Source organism: uncultured Fluviicola sp., assembly GCF_902168135.1.
In the GTDB taxonomy this organism is placed as follows: Bacteria; Bacteroidota; Bacteroidia; order Flavobacteriales_D; family Crocinitomicaceae; genus Fluviicola.
Genome location: NZ_CABHOL010000024.1, coordinates 158850 through 176309, shown reverse-complemented (window position 1 = coordinate 176309; position 17460 = coordinate 158850). Strand labels below are relative to the sequence as shown.

Annotated in this window: 21 protein-coding genes; 1 reads left to right on the top strand and 20 read right to left on the bottom strand. The window is 40.4% G+C overall.

Annotated features, from left to right (window positions below):
• Positions 1-43: 43 nt before the first annotated feature.
• From QZT69_RS10205 to QZT69_RS10180, 5 genes are all read right to left on the bottom strand, one after another.
• Complete coding sequence (locus QZT69_RS10205; RefSeq protein WP_294673710.1) at positions 44-1957, bottom strand: WG repeat-containing protein; 1914 nt, start codon at positions 1955-1957, stop codon at positions 44-46.
• A 249-nt stretch (positions 1958-2206) separates the two neighbouring features.
• Positions 2207-2584 carry a DoxX family membrane protein gene (locus QZT69_RS10200; RefSeq protein ID WP_294673708.1) on the bottom strand — a complete coding sequence of 126 codons (378 nt, stop codon included), beginning with the start codon at positions 2582-2584 and terminating at the stop codon, positions 2207-2209.
• A gap of 3 nt (positions 2585-2587) precedes the next feature.
• Positions 2588-3091, bottom strand: coding sequence for an SRPBCC domain-containing protein (locus QZT69_RS10195; protein ID WP_294673706.1), 504 nt, complete (start codon positions 3089-3091; stop codon positions 2588-2590).
• A 145-nt stretch (positions 3092-3236) separates the two neighbouring features.
• The gene (locus QZT69_RS19180) at positions 3237-4199 is read right to left on the bottom strand and encodes an SRPBCC domain-containing protein (protein WP_367242151.1); all 963 of its coding nucleotides are present in this window, start codon (positions 4197-4199) and stop codon (positions 3237-3239) included.
• Entirely contained in the window at positions 4196-4516 is a 321-nt protein-coding gene (locus QZT69_RS10180; protein ID WP_294673704.1) for a helix-turn-helix transcriptional regulator, read from the bottom strand. Before QZT69_RS10180 ends, QZT69_RS19180 begins: the two co-directional genes overlap by 4 nt.
• Positions 4517-4666: 150 nt before the next feature.
• Between QZT69_RS10180 and QZT69_RS10175 the strand changes: the two genes are divergently transcribed.
• Positions 4667-4813, top strand: coding sequence for a hypothetical protein (locus QZT69_RS10175; protein ID WP_294673702.1), 147 nt, complete (start codon positions 4667-4669; stop codon positions 4811-4813).
• Between the two features lie 73 nt (positions 4814-4886).
• Here the strand turns inward: QZT69_RS10175 and QZT69_RS10170 are convergent, their stop codons facing one another.
• From QZT69_RS10170 to QZT69_RS10100, 15 genes are all read right to left on the bottom strand, one after another.
• A complete protein-coding gene (locus QZT69_RS10170; RefSeq protein WP_294673700.1) occupies positions 4887-5477 on the bottom strand; it encodes a hypothetical protein in 591 nt (196 codons plus the stop codon).
• Positions 5478-5504: 27 nt separating this feature from the next.
• Entirely contained in the window at positions 5505-5876 is a 372-nt protein-coding gene (locus QZT69_RS10165) for a hypothetical protein (RefSeq protein WP_294673698.1), read from the bottom strand.
• Positions 5877-5944: 68 nt separating this feature from the next.
• On the bottom strand, positions 5945-6523 hold the full coding sequence (locus QZT69_RS10160) for a YdeI family protein (RefSeq protein ID WP_294673696.1): 579 nt from the start codon (positions 6521-6523) through the stop codon (positions 5945-5947).
• 295 nt (positions 6524-6818) lie between these two features.
• Positions 6819-7808, bottom strand: a complete 990-nt coding sequence (locus QZT69_RS10155; RefSeq protein ID WP_294673694.1) for a winged helix-turn-helix domain-containing protein — start codon at positions 7806-7808, stop codon at positions 6819-6821.
• Positions 7809-7937: 129 nt separating this feature from the next.
• Positions 7938-8387 (bottom strand): SRPBCC domain-containing protein, encoded by a 450-nt coding sequence (locus QZT69_RS10150; protein WP_294673692.1) that lies wholly within the window; start codon positions 8385-8387, stop codon positions 7938-7940.
• 74 nt (positions 8388-8461) lie between these two features.
• A complete protein-coding gene (locus tag QZT69_RS10145) occupies positions 8462-9019 on the bottom strand; it encodes a DUF4256 domain-containing protein (protein ID WP_294673690.1) in 558 nt (185 codons plus the stop codon).
• Positions 9012-9632: a DUF1801 domain-containing protein gene (locus QZT69_RS10140; protein ID WP_294673688.1), complete on the bottom strand. Its 621-nt coding sequence runs from the start codon at positions 9630-9632 to the stop codon at positions 9012-9014. Before QZT69_RS10140 ends, QZT69_RS10145 begins: the two co-directional genes overlap by 8 nt.
• A gap of 4 nt (positions 9633-9636) precedes the next feature.
• A complete protein-coding gene (locus tag QZT69_RS10135; protein WP_294673686.1) occupies positions 9637-10017 on the bottom strand; it encodes a DoxX family protein in 381 nt (126 codons plus the stop codon).
• Positions 10018-10087: 70 nt separating this feature from the next.
• Positions 10088-10552, bottom strand: a complete 465-nt coding sequence (locus QZT69_RS10130; protein ID WP_294673684.1) for an SRPBCC domain-containing protein — start codon at positions 10550-10552, stop codon at positions 10088-10090.
• Between the two features lie 86 nt (positions 10553-10638).
• Positions 10639-10959 carry a helix-turn-helix transcriptional regulator gene (locus QZT69_RS10125; protein WP_294673682.1) on the bottom strand — a complete coding sequence of 107 codons (321 nt, stop codon included), beginning with the start codon at positions 10957-10959 and terminating at the stop codon, positions 10639-10641.
• Positions 10960-11171: 212 nt separating this feature from the next.
• The gene (locus QZT69_RS10120) at positions 11172-12197 is read right to left on the bottom strand and encodes a PAS domain-containing sensor histidine kinase (RefSeq protein WP_294673680.1); all 1026 of its coding nucleotides are present in this window, start codon (positions 12195-12197) and stop codon (positions 11172-11174) included.
• 95 nt (positions 12198-12292) lie between these two features.
• Positions 12293-13438 carry a PHB depolymerase family esterase gene (locus QZT69_RS10115; protein ID WP_294673679.1) on the bottom strand — a complete coding sequence of 382 codons (1146 nt, stop codon included), beginning with the start codon at positions 13436-13438 and terminating at the stop codon, positions 12293-12295.
• A gap of 152 nt (positions 13439-13590) precedes the next feature.
• Complete coding sequence (locus tag QZT69_RS10110) at positions 13591-14979, bottom strand: glycosyltransferase (RefSeq protein WP_294673677.1); 1389 nt, start codon at positions 14977-14979, stop codon at positions 13591-13593.
• A 177-nt stretch (positions 14980-15156) separates the two neighbouring features.
• Positions 15157-16650, bottom strand: a complete 1494-nt coding sequence (locus QZT69_RS10105) for a hypothetical protein (RefSeq protein ID WP_294673675.1) — start codon at positions 16648-16650, stop codon at positions 15157-15159.
• Between the two features lie 110 nt (positions 16651-16760).
• Positions 16761-17264, bottom strand: a complete 504-nt coding sequence (locus QZT69_RS10100) for a DinB family protein (RefSeq protein ID WP_294673673.1) — start codon at positions 17262-17264, stop codon at positions 16761-16763.
• Between the last annotated feature and the right edge of the window lie 196 nt (positions 17265-17460).

The window sequence follows — 17460 nt, the reverse complement described above, 5'->3', positions numbered from 1 at the left end:
CTAATTACGAATCATTAGACGGCCAATCCGAAACTTCCGGAAATCAATAAGAATATGGATCCATAATTCCAGCTGGGATATGGTGGTCTTTGTTCCAAAATTGTCCGGGATTTACACTGCCATCGTATTCATTACTGTAAATAATCTGAAGTTCTTCTTTTCCATTTTTACCTTTATCAGAATATTCCAGCTTGATCCTGAGCTTAGTCTTGTATTCTCCCTCATAAGCAGGGGTTACAAAAGGCCAGTATTCATTGGGCATTAATTTTAATCTATGATAACTATTTCCGCACCAACTACTTGGCAAATGCTCAATGTCCGCCCATTTTCCATGCTTATTTTTAGCCTGCACATTCATATATAGGCGGCTATCCTGCGCACCAAAACGAATCGTATCTGCGGTCTTATTCGCAACATAAACCCGAAACCCTTTATATTCTGAAAAAGATGTATCGGCTATTTCATTTACCCAAACACTTAATTTATTCGTTTCGAAAGGAAAACTATCCGTAATTTGTTTAGCCGAATTCCTGGATTTCCCAAAACCTCCCAAATCTGCTTCATCTCCATCTGAAATCGCTGTAAAGTAACCACTTATCATATATTCCGTATCAAATGAAGGAAGTTCAGTTACAGACAGATCACTTTCTTCCCAAACAACCACACCTTCTTTGTTGAGGTAACTTAAACGATCATTAATCAACACTCTGAGTAAATCATTTTGAAAAAGTCTCGAGTCAAAATCCTGAATAATCGGGAGTCCAATTAGTTCTCCTTTTAAATTGGCAATGCCATAAATAGACTGATCTAACGAATCCGAACTTTCATAAATCAGTAGTTTAGCTTGATAATCAATTTGAACGATTTCATCAAATTTTGGCTCGAACAAGTATCTTCCATTTGTATCAATGATTCCCCAGAGCCCTTTTTTCATCACTCGTGCAATTCCATTATGGAATGTTCCTTTAACAAAGCCATAGGATTCATTCCCGATCCTTTTCAGTTGCGTATCATAGAGATGGTATCGCTCCTTTTCCTTAATGAATACTCTTCCATCTGAGAATTCCTCTAAGTGCCAATTTAGTGTATCATTCAATAGAATTTCACCCTTCAGATTGATATAAGCTGTATACTGTTTTTGGAAAGCTGTATATTCTTTTTTTACTGGATCCCAATAGTTCTTAAAGTTGATAATTGTCATCCCACTATTGAGATCTTTGTACAAATAACTCTGGTCTTCTAATTGCCTTTTAAAAATCAACCTCCCTTTCGTATCAATATATCCTTCAAAGTCATCTTTTTCATATCCGGATTTAACAAGAGCAAATCCATTTGCAAAAGTTTTGATCTGGATGTATCTACCAAAATCAACTACCATACGTCCATTTGTATCCATCAATCCAACCTCGTAATCGTAACTTTCTTTTTTGTCTCTCTTCAATCGGGATACAATAGCGACTCCATCGGTAAAATCAAAAACTCGTTCTAAAGAATACGGAGATAATAGTTTTTGGGAATGAATATCAATTAATTTGACAAAATCCTTTTTATCATTTACAATTGCTTTATTCGAGCTAATCAACCTGATATTTCTGTAATGCCTATTATTTATGACCTCTTTCCCTTTCTTGTCTATCAGCTTTACATTCCCATTGATATAAACACTTGCGAAACCGAAATTAAATGCATCTGCATAGTCAAATGCTGCCGGAATTATGAACTTCCCCTGAATATCAATATATCCATACCTCCCATTCACCCGTACAGCTGCAAGTCCATCGGAAAATTCTCCAGCATTAAGAAAAACCGGAGGAATGATAACCTTTCCTGTTTGGTCAATATAACCGAATTTATTGTTTTCTATAATCTTGAATCGCGCCTCTTCCTGACTAAAAGAATTGAAAGTTTGGACAATAACAAACAAAAAAAAGAGGCAATATATACTATTCTTAATCATTCGGGCATTTAGATTTTAAAGGTAATCAATGAATTGTCTATTTAAAAGTTACAACTCAGAGATTCACTTCCAATCTTAATTCCATAAACAGACTTTTAAAATTGAAAAAATCGGCTGGAACGAGCCAGATACCAATTACTTTATGTGTAAAGTGGCGAAAAATTTTTCGCCACTACTGCAATTAATCATTCGTAATTCGTAATTCGTAATTCGTAATTCGTAATTCGTAATTCGTAATTAGATAGTTATTTATCTGAATAAAGCGGCGTATTTTGCCCGGTTATCAATCATTATCCAGGTTAAAACTGCTGTTAAAATAAGTGCAATCGGCAAACCGGATGGCGCATTAAAAATATGTGTGAGCAAAATTCCCACCATAACCGGAAGGATCATAATTGCTCCCAGCGCACGGTATTTAGGGATAATCACCAAAACACCCCCGATGACCTCTACTACCACAATCAATGGCATCAACCAGGTAATTGCAGCAAAAGCCTCTACCAGTTTTACCATATTTTCAGGCATATCTTTTGGCATCGGCATGTATTGGAAAATCTTGTTGAGTCCCGAGTTGATGAACATCAACCCGAAAAGCAGGCTGACAACAAACAAAATCTTATTTTTCATCTTTTACTTTTTAAGTTTTGGTAATAATTCGTCCAGCTGCTCCATTCCCATAGATAAACCTTCTTTGAAGCCCATTTTGATGGTTTCTTCCAGCTGGGCAAGGTCATCGTATGAAATATGGATTGTTACTTCCGTCAGATCTCCTTTGCTCTCAAAGGAAACTTCCCATTTGGAACGCGGCATATCTTCATTAACTTTTCCGTTGCTATCCGTAAATGCATCCAGGCCGGCAAAAGAATCCTCCGGACGGATCTTTGTGTAATTCACGATCGACCAATGTTCCTGCCCATCCGGACCAATCATGGCGTACAACCAGGTTCCGCCGTCTCTGAAATCCATGGTTTTCGTCTGTGCATTCCAAGGTTTTGGTCCCCACCACTGGTCCAGGATCTCGCTTTTGGTGTATGCATCCCAAACAAGGGATTTGTCTGCCGCAAATTCTCTTTTTACGGTGATTGTTCTGTTGTCTTTATCTACAGAAAAATCAAGTGCTAAATTGTGTTTCATCGTCTCTATTTTTTAGGATTAAAATTTCCCTTCTCCTTTAACAATTCACTGGATTCGTAACTTTCACACGTAACTCCGAACAAGTTAAAGCTTCCAAAAAGGGTATCCAAAAAGTTAAACATTTTTCACTTTTGCCTTTTCACTTTCAATTGGTGTGGTTGACCATCCAGTTAACTCCGAATTTATCCGTGAAAGAACCGTAATATGCTCCGAAGAACATATCCTCGAGCGGCATGGTCACCCTTCCTCCCGCTGAAAGTTCGTCGAAAATGCGTTTCGCTTCTTCCCGGGTTTCCGGCTCAATGGAAATATGCATATTGTTCCCGGAATTCAGCTCAAATCCCATTTCTTTCGGAGCATCTGTTCCCATCAATACGTGATGTCCGGTAATTGGTAATTCGACGTGCAAAATCATTTTTTTGACCGATTCTGCTACCGGCGGGTGATTTCCGTCTGCCGGGATATCTCCGAAGCGCTGAATTCCTTTTCCCGAAAATTCGGTTTTGAAAACGGACTGGTAGAATAAGAATGCTTCTTCCGTATTTCCCGGGAAATTCAAATAAGTACAAACGCGCGGAAACCGGTTTGGCTTTAATTCATTACGCAGTTTAAATTTCATCTCGATGTACTGGTCCAGGTTCTCCATTGCCATCGAGAATCCTTCTTTAAAACCATACGAAATGATTTTTTCCAAATCTTCCAGGGTTTCGTATTTGATCGTGATATTCACTGTTGTATTTTCACCGTTATCGGAAAACACATTGTTCCATTGTGAACGCGGGAAGGCTTCATTGAGCGTTCCATGTTCGTCGCAAAAACCATCCAACCCGGAATAGGACTTCTGATTTTCGATGGTTTGGTAATCCAGTTTACACCAGTGGACTTCATTCTCCGGAGAAATCATTGCATAATGCCACATACCACCCTCTCTGAAATCCATAGACTTGGTCTGTGTAAGGAAAGGTTTCGGTGCCCACCAAAGGTCCAGGAGTTCCGGTTTAGTCCACGCATCCCAAACCAATGAGCGGTTTGCTGCGAAATCGCGTGTTACGTGAATAGTGTTGTTTTCCTTGTTTACGGAAAAGTCAAAAAGCAGATTTGAATTCATTTTTTTTGTGTTTTTAAAGTTGCTAAAACATCATCTAATTGATTGAAGCGGCTTTCCCAGATCTTTTTGAACTGTTGCAGCCAATGATCGATCTCTTTCATTTTATCGCCGTTGAGTTGATAATAAATCTCTCTTCCCGATTGGTTCTGCTGCAGTAATTCACATTCGGTGAGAATGCGCAGGTGTTTTGAAACTGCCTGACGTGTGGTATCGAAATGCTCGGCCAGGGCATTCGGCGTCATGGATTGAACAGCCACCAGCAGGATAATTGCTCTGCGGGTCGGATCTGCTATTGCTTGAAAAACATCTCTTCTCATGTCATTGAATTTTAAAATCCGAAACCAATCGGTTTCACAAATATATACGCAACTGATCGGTTTCGCAAATTTTTTCCGGATTTTTTTTGTAAATTCATTGAAAGAAACATCTTCAGGAGTTTGATTATCCCCTGATTTAAAGGCATTCCGATGAAATACAGTTTTCTGATTTTAGCAGCTGAAGTAATCGATCCGGAAACGGAAACTTCCATTTTGTGGTATATTTTACCAACCAGCGGATTTGCTTTGCTGCTTTCGCTTTATTTCATTATCCGGCAAAAAAGAAAGAATAAATAAATGATGCCTATTTTCTTGAGGACCTTCGACGAGAAATCAGGAAACAACATCACCAAAAGCAGCAACTCGTTTTTCACCTTACGATGTTTTTGCCCATCAGTATTTTATTGGAAATGAGTGTTGATCCGTCATAAACTTCATGTTTCAGAAAGCCGTAATCCGAATTCACGTAATAAAAACTGTGTTTACCTCCTGCGGTTGGATCATTTGTAATTTCTGTTCTTAGGACCTGGTAGTAGAACTGATCGTAAACGAACAGGGAATCATAGCGGGTTTCATTTTGCGCTAAAGAACCGTTGTAGCCGTCATAAATTGGTACCGCCGAATTTACGGTGCCTTCAAAACCTCTGAAAAGTCCATCCGGAAGAACAATGTAACTCCTGACCTCCCAGGGATTTGATATGGTCAGGAACTCATGATTCTCATAAGTTGTACAGAAATCTCCCTTAAATCCATAGGCAAAGGTGTGGATGTAAACACTGTCTGTCTGCATGGTCACTGAATCAATGCTCACCCAATAACTTCCGGTGCGGTATTGACAGTTTAAGAGATCTGCAGAAGTAATGTACACATTCCCGGGACAGTTGTTTTTAGTGGGTTCTTCTTCTTTTTTACAGGAAACAATTAAAAGAATGACGCTCAGAAGGCAGGTTAATTTTCTCATAGCATTTTCAATTCAGGTTACTTAAAACTAAGCTTTTCTTTTGGAATTCAAACTCCTGACTTCATTCAAAAACGTCAAAAACGTCAACCTGCGTGAACACTGCGGACAAAATTTATCTTTTACTACCTGCGGATTTTCTAATTCTTTCACCAATTCGAAATGCTGAAAACCGATTCGTTTTCTGTCAGTAAAACCGAAATACTCAGGCCGGTATGAGCCAAAATCTACATCGCAAAAGTTACAAAGAGTCAGTCGAAGCCCCTGATAGACCTCATAGATGCTGTAAGTATGAATTCCCTGTTTCAGATGGTTTATTTCTTTCGGATCCCAGCCACAATCATCGCACGGAGCACACTCGCGTACTTCCAGTTCGTGATAGCAAATCGGACACTGTTCCATAGCCTGATGCATTTAAAGGCTAAGATAATGGAATTTGAGTTTTGTTCGTTGAATTACAGCAATTTATACTAGAACTGCTTTGGTTTGGTTTTCCGGGAAGCGTGTTCTACCAATTCATCCAACCGTTTCTGTCGAGTTTCCGGTCGTTTGGCACTCATGAGCCAATACAGCATCATTTTCTTTACAGATTTGCTCAAACCTAAAAAATAGTCTGTTGCTCCTTCATACTGGTCTAATGCAGCTTCAAAATCTTTGGGAACAACCAGTTCTTCCACTTCATCGAGTATGGTCCACGATCCGTTTTGTTTGGCGATTTCAACGCATTTAAGTCCGGCCCTGGTCATCAATCCTTCATTGATCAGGCGTTCAATCTTTTCTTTATTGATCTTCGACCAGGTGCTTTTGGCTTTTCGTTTACTGAAAAACTGGTGCGATTTTTCGGAATCAATAGCAATTTTCTTGCTGTCTATCCAACCGAAACACAGCGCTTCATCTACCGCTTCACTCCAGGTCAGTGTTGGCTTTCCGGAAGCTTTGGTATAAAAAACGACCCAGGCAGCTTGTTCTTCTACGTGGTTTTCTTCCAGCCACCGGCGCCATTCCATACGGCTCTCGGGATAAAAAATGGGGATCTCTTTTTTATTCATTTTCCATTAAACTAATTATAAATTTCTATCTCTCTTCTTAAACGAAGAGTTGTTTTTTGAAAAACACTGCAAACCAAAGTGTTCCAAACAGCACATACTCCAGGTAAGCCACCAATACAGTAAACCAATTGATCAATAAAGCAAGTCGAACCATTTCTTTTTGAATTCTATTTCAACAAACTTACAAGGCACTACTGACAACCCTATGGCAGTGGGTGAAAACAGAATGAGAAAAAAATGAGAATGAGGGAGAAAAATAGATCTCGTTGGTTAAAGCTATGCGAAATCCCAATAGCTAGTTCACGATAAACTTATAGCCTATTCCGCGGATGTTTACGATTTTGATACGTTGGTCGGGTTCCAGTTTCTTACGCAGTTTAGAAACAAATACGTCAAGCGTTCTTCCGATGTAATCTCCTTCGTCCCCCCAAACGATTTTCAGGATATGTTCCCGTTCGATAGATTGGTTCTTATTTTCATAGAGCAGGGAAAGCAAATCGGATTCTTTACTGGATAATTCTGTCTTTTCGTTTGAATGGAGGAGTGTCATGTTTTTCTGATCAAACAAAGTATCACCTATTCTTACAATATCCGGATCACTAGCATCAACAATCGGAACCACAGCGGCTCTTTTCCTCCTGAAATAAATCAATACTCCTATAAAAGCACAAATCGATCCGATGGGCAGTGCAATCAGGGAATAAGAAGATCTTTTCTTAACAACCGGGAGAGATCGTTCTGATTTAACAGTTTTTCTTACCGGAAGAGAAGGTGACGATACCGGCTGGTTTTCCATAAGTAATGGCTGCATCGGGGATGTGTGGTAAAGCGATCCGGTATTCAGACTGTACCTTTTCAAGACTGTAAAGAAGATTACATAGCACGCTTTCGGTTGATAACGCGGTCCGCAGGGTATCAATTCCGGATTGATCGAATCACTTTTTTCGTAACTGTAAACGACTTCATCATTTTCGCAGCGTTTTACTTCCACAATGTAACTACTTGCGGCTTTCATTTCCAGGATTACCCGGTTAATTATTGAAGCTAAATCTCCCGGATTAAAAGCAAATGCCGTCCCGAATTGGATTTTATAGCTTTCACCTTCTTTTTCGATGGGAAATACACGTGAAGTACTGTCACCGGAACTCAACAAGACCTGATGTCCGACCATTCGCAGTGAAACCAACAGGTGCTTTTCTTCTTTCGGTGTTTGAGCATAACCGATTGTTCCGCTAAAAAGCAGCTGAAGCAAGATGTAAGTGATGATTTTCAATTTTCCGGGCATCGTACTGCAAATCTACGTGAATACGCACTGAACAGGAAGCGTTCCGACTGTAATTTACATTAATTTACACTTGGAATTACCAATCATGAATAGTGACAATACTGCAAAACAACATCCTACTCCTCACCTTCAGTCACGGAATTTACCTTCATCGATTAATTGCAGCAGGTAATTGTTCAAACGTTCTATATTCTGTTTTTGTCCTTCATCGGCTTTATGCGCTTTTACAATAACCTGGTATTGTTCTTCGGAATCGAACAGCATGTTCCAATGCATTTCGGTGCCGTTTTCAACGGATTCGAATAAAACGGTCGTTATAAAATGCGGATTAAAGTGCTCAAATACAATTTTCTTCAACGGAATGATCTCTTTGTAAATACTCCTGTTGGGATAGTTAGTTCCATCAGGTCCGTGAAGTGTCAATTTCCACAATCCTTCTTCCCGAAAATCCATTTCGTGAATGGTTGTTGAAAATCCGTCCGGTCCCCACCAGTGAATGATTTTTTCCGGATCCGTCCACGCTTCCCATACCAAAGCGAGAGGTATTTGAAAGGTTGCAGTTGTTTGAAGTTCTTGCATACTAATTCCTAATTAAAAATTGTTCAAAGGGTTCAACTAAAAATTCTCATGGAACTTTTTAAACTTTTGAACTTTTAAACTTTTAGTATTCCTCTAAACCCACGGGCAGCGTAATAAGATTCTGCACCATTGTGGTACATAAAAACGGTTCCGTAGCGGCGGTCGCAGAAAATGGCACCTCCCAGTTTGCGGATGGCTGCAGGAGTTTGCACCCAGCTGGAAGTTTTGGTATCGAAATTTCCCAGCTGTTGTAATTCGCGGTATTGTTCTTCTGTTAGAAGCTCAATTCCCATTTCAGCTGCGCGTTCCAGTACACTACCCGACGGTTTATGTTCTTTTCGTGAATTCCAGGCCTCCTGGTCATAGCACAAACTCCGCCGTCCCTTCGGGCTTTCAGGCGAACAATCGCAAAACAGGTATTCGTCTTTTTGTTGATCGTAAGCGATTACGTCCGGTTCACCATCAGTGGCTTCCATTTCATCCAATGACCACAATTTCTTTGGATTTGCTTCCAATTTAGCTTGTATTTTCGCCCAATCCATTCCTTTATGGCGGTCCATGTGTTTTTCAAATCGCTTTTTCAGTACGTTCAATAATTCCTTTGCCGCTTCTGCTGATAATTGCTTACTCATTTTTCGATGCTTTTTTCTGTATCAAATATTCATTCACGTCATTCAATCCTTTTCCTTCCAAAATATCGGGAGTGCATTTTTCAATGCGTGATTCGCGCGTTTTCGCTTGTTTGGGTTGTGAAAAATGCAAAATATACGCTCTTTGCCGACCAGGAGTCAATGATCCGAAAGCTTTTTTCAAAGCGGGATTTTCTTGAAACTTCGCTGTTAATTCTTCGGGAACCGGGTACTCTTTGGTCTTTTTCAGCTCCACTTTCTTCCCGGATTCCTCCACCTCTACTGCCTGAAAAATGTATGCTTTCAAATCGGCCTCCAGTGATTTTATTTCTTTTAAGCCGGTAAAACGCACTTGTCTTGCCGACTGTACATTTTCCGTCTGCTGAATAAGAATCTTTTTCGGGTCCTTCATCAGCGCACCTTTAAAGAACAGGAATGCACAGTATTCTTTGAATACATGGATCAACACAATATTCTTTTTTTCGTAGGTATAACAAGGACAGCCCCATTTCAGATCTTCTGTCAGATGGCATTCCAGTAAGATTTTCCGCAATTCCTTCACCTCACTTTTCCACTTTTCTTCTTTCTCGAAAAACCAATCGACTTTCGGGTTCATGTGCTCAATTTGTTTGTGTTATTCTTCGTTCAGCCGGTCTGAAATACCAAGATACAACAGTTAGTACTAAAAGCAAGATGGAAGGAAAGATTTCGCTCAACGGACTTCCGGAGGCAATGTGCGAAAAAACAGCTCCCGACATGGCGAAGAAAAATCCGGCGTAGGCCCATTCCTTCAAGATCGGGAATTTCGGAATCAAAACAGCAATTACTCCCAGTATTTTCCAGATTCCCAACAGGGTTAACAGGTAAACCGGGTATTGCAGCGCGGCCATACGTTTTACATCCTGTTCCATTTGAAGCAGCTGCACGATGCCTGTTGAAAGCATTCCCAGTGAAAGCCAGATAGTGGCGATCCAATAGCTAATTTTTGTTGCTCTATTCATAAAATTATCAATTTTGAAATGATCAATTATCAAGACTTTTCAAGAGTCATGCTCTTGATCATTCTGCCATTCATAATTGATCATTTAGTATTTCCTGAATGCGGTTATGTGCCATATTGATTCCCTGTGCAAACGGAAGTTTCAGTATCTGATCGCGGATCTCGGGCGAACGATAAATCACATGCATAATCAGCTTGCTTTTATCTTCAGATAATTTCTCAAATTCCAAAAACTCCAGCTGGGCACCAAAAGGAGCATTCTCCATTTCAAAGGTCCGGACAATCTTTTCATTCGGGATAAAATCGTGAATAACTCCGTTGAAACCGTGCTTGTTTCCCATCGGATCGGTTGTTTCAAACCGGTAGCTTCCATGCTTTTTATTTTCCAGTTTCAGCACTTTTGTTCCCATCCACTGTTCCACAATATCTGATTCTTCGTATGCTTTGAATAACAATTCCAAAGGCAGATCAAACTCGCGGGTGATGATCAATTCCTGTTTGCCGTCTTCGGCATGAATGTTTGTTTTTCTTTCCATTTCTTCTCTTTTTCCCGCAGAAGAGCGCTGAGGAACGCAGAAAATTTTATTGCATTTAATCATGCCTTCCCGCTCTTCTGTGCTAATTATTTGTTTTTGAATTGTTTCATGATTTCTTCGAGTTTGTTGAATCGTTCATCCCATAGTTGGCGGAACGGCTCTATAAAGTCGGCCACTTCTTTCATACTCTTTGCATTGATGTGATAATAGACTTCCCGCCCGTTTTGGGTTTGATGAAGCAATTCGCATTCGGTCAGGATTTGTAAATGCTTTGAGACAGTTGGTCGTGCGGTATCAAAATTAGAAGCAATTGCTCCTGCAGTCATCGATTGGGAAGCCACGAGCAGTAAAATGGCTCTTCTCGTCGGATCGGCTATTGCCTGGAATACATCTCTTCTTAAATTCATTCGATTGTTTTTATTTGTTATTCGTCGAATGGAACTCCATAAAGCTCCGTTTCATTATGTAGCTATTTGACTACAAATATATATGAAGTCATTTAACTACACAAGTTTTCTGAAAAAAAAATTAGAAACCCAAGCAGCTTTGACTAGAGCTCGCAGAACAATAAGGAAAGTTCATTCGTCACTTATTCCCTTTGAAAATCCAAAACCACAGATTACTCAAACTCCAGTTCAAAAGAAACTCCTTCACTGCTTCTTTTTCTTTGGACTGTTCCATTTAGCTGGTCAGCAAATCCATCTATTAAAAAATGCCCGAAGTGATGTTCGCCGTCATCTTCTTTTTGCTCCGAAAATCCGGCACCATCGTCTTTATAGGTCAGAAGGTATTTACCGTCTTTCAAGCGGAGTCCCAGGTAAATCTCTCCGTGGTTCCTTCCTCTAAAACCATGAAGAATGGAATTGGTTATCCATTCGTTGATCAGCAGACCAAGCGGAATCATTTTATCTACCGGAAGTTCCAGGTAGTCGATATCCAGGTTCAATTTAAAATTATCCGGTTCACTGACCAATGAGTTCAGGCAGTCTTTGAATAGCTTTTTCCAATAACTGGCCACATTGATCAACGCCAGGTCCTTGTGCTTGTAAAGCGACTCGTGAATACTGGCAATTGTTTCTATGCGAGATTGGGTTTTATCGAGTACACCGTTGAAATTATTATCTCCTTCTTCCATTTGGAGACGGATTAAACTGGAAATAATCTGCAGGTTATTTTTCACCCGGTGATGCATTTCTTTCAGGATAACATCTTTCTCGTTATTGAGCTTTTCCAATTCAGCGGTACGTTTCTTTACCTTATTCTCCAGGTCATTTTTCAGCTGAATCAATTCCTCTTCGGCCTTTTTACGGTTCGTGATGTTTGTTGAAAGTATGAAAATGCCTTCCGGTATGGGTTCAATACGAAGCTCAAACCAGTTTTTAGTACCGTTATTATAAATAAATTCATTTTCAAACTGAAGTGTCACCCGTTCCTCCATGCATTTCTGCAACTGGCTGAACATAAAGGTGTTTTCGATCCCGGGATAACATTCCATCATGGTTTTACCCAACAACCTATCAACGGAACTTTGGCCCTGGCTCGCAACAGTCGTATTTACGTAGAGGTATTTCCAGTCATAGCCGATTACCTGGAATCCTTCCAGCAGACTGTCAAGAATACTTAAGTTTAGTCGTGATCTTTTCAATGAATGAGTGTTTAATTAATAGCGCTTCCAATCGCAGGTTTAAAGTATAAAAAAAACGAAATACCTGCAACAAATAACAACAAAATTAGTCCTGACTAATCAGTTGCCGGAGAGGAGATTATCAGCTTTTTGGAAACAGCAAATCCTTTCCCTGAGATTTCGAGTATATAGCTTCCTGCTCTCAGGTGATAGACATCCAGGGAATCAATTTCCTCTCCTTTTTTGCGTTCTACCAAGCGCCCGTTTGCATCCCGAACGGTAACTTCCGTAATGATATATCCCGGAGGCGTATCGATTACAATATCTTCCGACGCCGGATTGGGCGAAATATGAATTTCTAACGGTTCATTTTCACTTACCGAAGCCGTTGATTCGAATTGACTGAAAAAACGCCAGATTTCTTTGCAGGCATCAAAATCCATACAAGTAGGTTCCGAAGAGCCCGCTACAGGCCAGCCTGGCCAGGAATGCCCACCACCTGTAACTTTGAACAATTCAACGGTATTCCCATTTGTTCCGCCGGTATAGAGGTACCTAACGGCTGAAGCATTATCTGAAGTATTGATATCCGGGATTGCAATTACGGTCGGGGTTGGATTGCAGTCGTTCAGGTCGACCCAAAACAAATTCGTATCATCAATTCCTTTCATGGTTGAAGTTCCTGCATAAGGATTCGTATTATCATCCGTACCGTGAATATGCAAAACCGGAATCGGGTGCGCTGGCACACATTCATCGTACATATCTACGGACATCGAACCGGTTACCGTTCCGATCGCTGCAAAACGACTGCTTTGACATGCCAGGTAATAAGCCATAAAACTTCCGTTTGACATTCCTGTACAGTAAATCCGCTGCGGGTTGATGCTGTAATCCGCGGAAATGGTGTCGATGAGTGCTTCCAGGAAACCTACGTCGTCAACCGTTGACCCGAGCACACTTCCATAATTCCAGAATTTCACCCCCAACATGGTTGACCCGTCCGGATGCACCATGATGAAGTTTGCTGTATCTGCTATCGGCCGGAAATCCCTGTTTTGAGCAAATTCGGCTCCACTCGAACTCAATCCGTGCAAACCGATTACCAGCGGAACCGGAGTTCCGGGAGTGTACGAGGCCGGAACGTAAAATGAATAAGTCCGAGTAATCCCCCCGTGAACAAAAGAACCTGAGATCGTTGTCTGAGCTTCTGCAGACAGTAGTTTGATCAGTGCACATGCGATTAGAAATAACCGTTTCATAGAAGAAATATAGCATTTTTTCCATCTTTTTGAAAAATAATGTGCTCAAAACCTGCCAAATAAAAAAAATCCCGCCCGTTCACCGAAATGAACGAACGGGGATTTTTCACCTAAACCTAACCATTATACACTACTTATGATCTTTAATATCTTTACCTGTCAGACGGAAGATCACGTGTAAGCCATCCTTTCCTGCTAGCAGTTGCAATAGCGTACGGTGTGATCCAAAACAATGTGAACGTGTAAAAAATGCTGTATGGATATGCCCAAAGTGATTCGGGCAGATTGTGCCTCTTTGTGTAAAAGAATACCTGGATGCTTGAGAAGATAAACATGCTTAAAAATGCGGAACTCAGGAATAGAACAGGATGCGTGCAAATCAGGAAGAACATCAACAGCATTCCCGGGTAAGCCACAAATACCTTCAACCATTGGTCCAATAAAAGGATCCGCGGACCGATTCTTGATTCTTCACGGAACTTTCCGAAAGCAAACTTACTCATAGCAATATTCTCGCGGATGTTGCTTCGCTCCCAGCGGATAAACATCTTGTAAAGGCTTTTATATTTCTCGGGAATATTTGTATAAACGTATGCGTTTCTCTGGAACAATACATGATACCCCTGTTTCAGGATCATATTGGTCATTGCCCGGTCTTCACCGATATCACTCAACTGCCCCATAAATGTTTGGTTCATCCAGTCGGGCAGACAAACCATTACAACATCCTTACGATAAGCGGCCAGTGCGCCGGGCGTACACAGCACGGATCCCAATTTGCTTTGAGCTGAACGTATAAATTCAAAACTGAAGGTAAAACTAACGTTCAACATCCGCGGGATCATGGCGTTCCTGGTATTCAGAACGCGTACATTCCCGGCCACTGCACCGCATTTTTCATCCAGGACGAATGGACTTACCAGGTTCCGCAAGGTGTCTCTTTTCACAATAGAATCACTGTCAACGGTGACGAAAACATCTCCTATTGCCAAATTGAAACCGCGGTACAAGGCATGTCTCTTTCCCTGGTTGTGAGGCTGTTGGTATATCGCCAGCCTTTCACCCAATTCTGCTTTGGCTTTCTGCATCCATTCCCAGGTATCGTCTTTACTTCCGTCATCGATGGAAATCAGCTGTAGTTTTTCATGCGGATAATTGCTTTGTGCAAGGCTCATTAATGTTCGATATACCAATTCTCCCTCGTTGTAAGCCGGTACGATTACGGTTGAAATCGGTAAGCGGTCGTCAGATACAGACTTAACGGACCTGTAACGCAGGTATAAAAACAAGATATAACTTAAAAAACAAATCTTGAAGATCAATAAGGCCGTTCCCACCACGATAAGTGCAATTCCCCAGGAATTATTCATACGTTCCAGATGAAGTTCCCCGAAATACGGCTGCATGATATAAACCACGAAAGCGGCTCCGACCATTACTAAAATTGCTCCCAAAAGAATTACGAAATCTTGTACTCTACCAGGGCTTTTCGGATAGTAACTGTAAGTTACTTTTTTGTTGGTGTGTTTATCTGAGGGCATGTTGTAAAGCTTTGAATTTCCATACCAACATTTTCAACATCCGTACCACTGTAAAATATCCGTTGAAAATCAAGATTTTACCGATTTAGTGATTTTTGTTATTGGGGAATAATTCCACAAGTTGGGGAATTTGTCTACGATTTGTTTTTTTAACCCATTGAAAAAGTTTACTCAGTTTTAATAAACATCCTCTTCTTCAGGCTCAGGAGCATACAACTTCCCGTCATTTAAATCTCTTTCAGCGTACGAATATTCGTTATTTCCCAAATCTACTATGAAAGCATTTTCTGATAATTTTTTATGGATTTTCACTGGGCCTGTCATCAATCCGGATCGATAATAAAGAATGGTATCATCCGGAATTTTTTCACCTGTTTCAAGGTCAAAAGATGCTTCTTCTCCTGTTAGAAAAAGATATAAAGTATCTGCAAGTCTCTCCGGATTTCCGGGTTTATGATCTCCCAAGGACTCTTCTACCTTAATCAGCATTTTAATTTGTTCTGGATTGGATTCCTCAGGCAGATCAAACCCGAAGTTCAAACCGATATCTATAATTTCACCTGAGATCATTAATTCCAGATCATCTTCTTCATCATTAAATTCTCCCAACCATTGATCATATAAACCATCCAGGTAATCCGTTATAATTTCGTAAAACTCCTCCATTCCCTCCTGGAATTTTTCTTTGCCTTTCACCAGTTTATTACCTTGTTCAGAAGTAGCAGTAATTTGATTCTGGATTAATTTATCCGTATGGAGGTATATTTCCGTAATCATATTTTCATCCATGATTTTGTTTTTTGCAACTCCATTTCCATACTCAATAAGCGCATCAGCTGTCAAACCGATTACCCTATTTACACCTCCTCCTCCTGAAAATAAATTCAATTGATTGAGATAAGCTTTGTTGTAAATGTTTTTCATAGCAATCCATGGATGATCCCCCTTATCAACATCTAAAATTTTTGCTATTTGATTAAATACCCCTTCATTTTCGTTTTGCTTTTGAAACTGATACTCTCCATATATTGCATTTTTAATGGTGGCGTTTCTAACGATGTGACGGATATCCTGGCCCGACTCACTCATTTCCTTATGATCTTCTGTCCAAGCCGGCCTGTTTAATTTCAATACCCTGGTCCAGCTTTTTATTCTTGCATCTCCCTTCTTCCTAGTCTGTTTTAAATTTTCAACTCTTTCTAATTCCTCTTCGGCCATTGATTTAAATTTTACCAAGAAATCTTCAAATGACACGTCATCGTCTAAGGGTACTATTTTATTTTTGAAATATGAAACAAAACCATGTGGTGACATCCCGTTATCCAGTAGGAATTTTTTCAGTTCTCCCTGCAACCATCTACCTGTTTCACCGGATTTGGTAATCTTTTTGCCGTCTATTTTCAGTAATTGGAAAGGAGCATCAGCATTATTAGCTGTAACAAATGATTGCCGTTGTTTATCGGCATGTTCATCCGCCAGTTCTTTCAACTGAACCAAATCTTGTGCAAATGGTGCTTTCTCTGCACTTGTCTGCATGTGCTGCAACTGCGATGCTTCAGCCCGTTTGTCTGTCAATTGAAATCCAGCATCTTCTACGGAAGGGTTCTTACGGGAAAGTTGTTTATCTTCTACGAACTTTGTATTCTCTTGTTTTTGAACTTGGGTGTGCATTTTTCGGAATTGTGAATAGTATTTCCGAATGTAAGGAATAATTCAGTCCAATTTCTGTATGGAACAAAAATCCGTCACTCATGTTGATTGTAAATGACGGAATAGTGTGCTTATTCTTTTCTGCTTTCCTCATACGTTGGACCATAAAGTCCCGGCACCGGATTTCCCGTAGCCCGAAGATAGATAATCATTTCTCCGCGGTGATGGTAGATGTGATTGAACAAAAAGCCACGTGCCACTGTTCCCCTTGGAAAAGGTCCCATGATCGTTTTCTCTCCCGCTTTCATCACCCACGGACTCTGCAGATCTTCTTCCGTAATAGCATTTAATGCTTCCCTGGCTTTTTCCACATTCTGCTCAAAAAGCTCGCGCGTAGCATGAATATCTTCCGGAGATCCGCGCTCCAGACGATCGGAGGCCATGTCATACTCATCCTGCGTAAAAGTGCCGACATACCAATAATAGATCGTTGCAATGTGCTGGGCCAATTCCCCCATCGACCAGGAAGTGGGTGATGGTTTATACTTCACGTGACTTGCCGGAACTGCCTGAAGCAATTTCCGGGTGCTTTCTACTTCGTGCTCAAATTCGTCTTTCAAGGCTTGTAACATCATAATTCATCGTTTTGGAAGAAGAAGTTACTGCTCTTTGGTTTCGAAACAAAACCGGCTTTTGTTAATAAAGGCTATATTTTATGGCACTTTATTGCTTAAAAAAGCATCAAACACAACTAATAGTTGTCAAAAACAACGAATAATAGCGCAAACACAACCAGAAGTAGTTGTATTTTTAGCAATTCCGGAAATACCC

Bases quoted from the DNA above. Each gene is read 5' to 3' on its own strand.
- QZT69_RS10205 (WP_294673710.1), bottom strand. From the start codon at position 1,957: ATGATTAAGAATAGTATATATTGCCTCTTTTTTTTGTTTGTTATTGTC.
- QZT69_RS10200 (WP_294673708.1), bottom strand. From the start codon at position 2,584: ATGAAAAATAAGATTTTGTTTGTTGTCAGCCTGCTTTTCGGGTTGATG.
- QZT69_RS10195 (WP_294673706.1), bottom strand. From the start codon at position 3,091: ATGAAACACAATTTAGCACTTGATTTTTCTGTAGATAAAGACAACAGA.
- QZT69_RS19180 (WP_367242151.1), bottom strand. From the start codon at position 4,199: ATGAATTCAAATCTGCTTTTTGACTTTTCCGTAAACAAGGAAAACAAC.
- QZT69_RS10180 (WP_294673704.1), bottom strand. From the start codon at position 4,516: ATGAGAAGAGATGTTTTTCAAGCAATAGCAGATCCGACCCGCAGAGCA.
- QZT69_RS10175 (WP_294673702.1), top strand. From the start codon at position 4,667: ATGAAATACAGTTTTCTGATTTTAGCAGCTGAAGTAATCGATCCGGAA.
- QZT69_RS10170 (WP_294673700.1), bottom strand. From the start codon at position 5,477: ATGAGAAAATTAACCTGCCTTCTGAGCGTCATTCTTTTAATTGTTTCC.
- QZT69_RS10165 (WP_294673698.1), bottom strand. From the start codon at position 5,876: ATGGAACAGTGTCCGATTTGCTATCACGAACTGGAAGTACGCGAGTGT.
- QZT69_RS10160 (WP_294673696.1), bottom strand. From the start codon at position 6,523: ATGAATAAAAAAGAGATCCCCATTTTTTATCCCGAGAGCCGTATGGAA.
- QZT69_RS10155 (WP_294673694.1), bottom strand. From the start codon at position 7,808: ATGCCCGGAAAATTGAAAATCATCACTTACATCTTGCTTCAGCTGCTT.
- QZT69_RS10150 (WP_294673692.1), bottom strand. From the start codon at position 8,387: ATGCAAGAACTTCAAACAACTGCAACCTTTCAAATACCTCTCGCTTTG.
- QZT69_RS10145 (WP_294673690.1), bottom strand. From the start codon at position 9,019: ATGAGTAAGCAATTATCAGCAGAAGCGGCAAAGGAATTATTGAACGTA.
- QZT69_RS10140 (WP_294673688.1), bottom strand. From the start codon at position 9,632: ATGAACCCGAAAGTCGATTGGTTTTTCGAGAAAGAAGAAAAGTGGAAA.
- QZT69_RS10135 (WP_294673686.1), bottom strand. From the start codon at position 10,017: ATGAATAGAGCAACAAAAATTAGCTATTGGATCGCCACTATCTGGCTT.
- QZT69_RS10130 (WP_294673684.1), bottom strand. From the start codon at position 10,552: ATGGAAAGAAAAACAAACATTCATGCCGAAGACGGCAAACAGGAATTG.
- QZT69_RS10125 (WP_294673682.1), bottom strand. From the start codon at position 10,959: ATGAATTTAAGAAGAGATGTATTCCAGGCAATAGCCGATCCGACGAGA.
- QZT69_RS10115 (WP_294673679.1), bottom strand. From the start codon at position 13,438: ATGAAACGGTTATTTCTAATCGCATGTGCACTGATCAAACTACTGTCT.
- QZT69_RS10110 (WP_294673677.1), bottom strand. From the start codon at position 14,979: ATGCCCTCAGATAAACACACCAACAAAAAAGTAACTTACAGTTACTAT.
- QZT69_RS10105 (WP_294673675.1), bottom strand. From the start codon at position 16,650: ATGCACACCCAAGTTCAAAAACAAGAGAATACAAAGTTCGTAGAAGAT.
- QZT69_RS10100 (WP_294673673.1), bottom strand. From the start codon at position 17,264: ATGATGTTACAAGCCTTGAAAGACGAATTTGAGCACGAAGTAGAAAGC.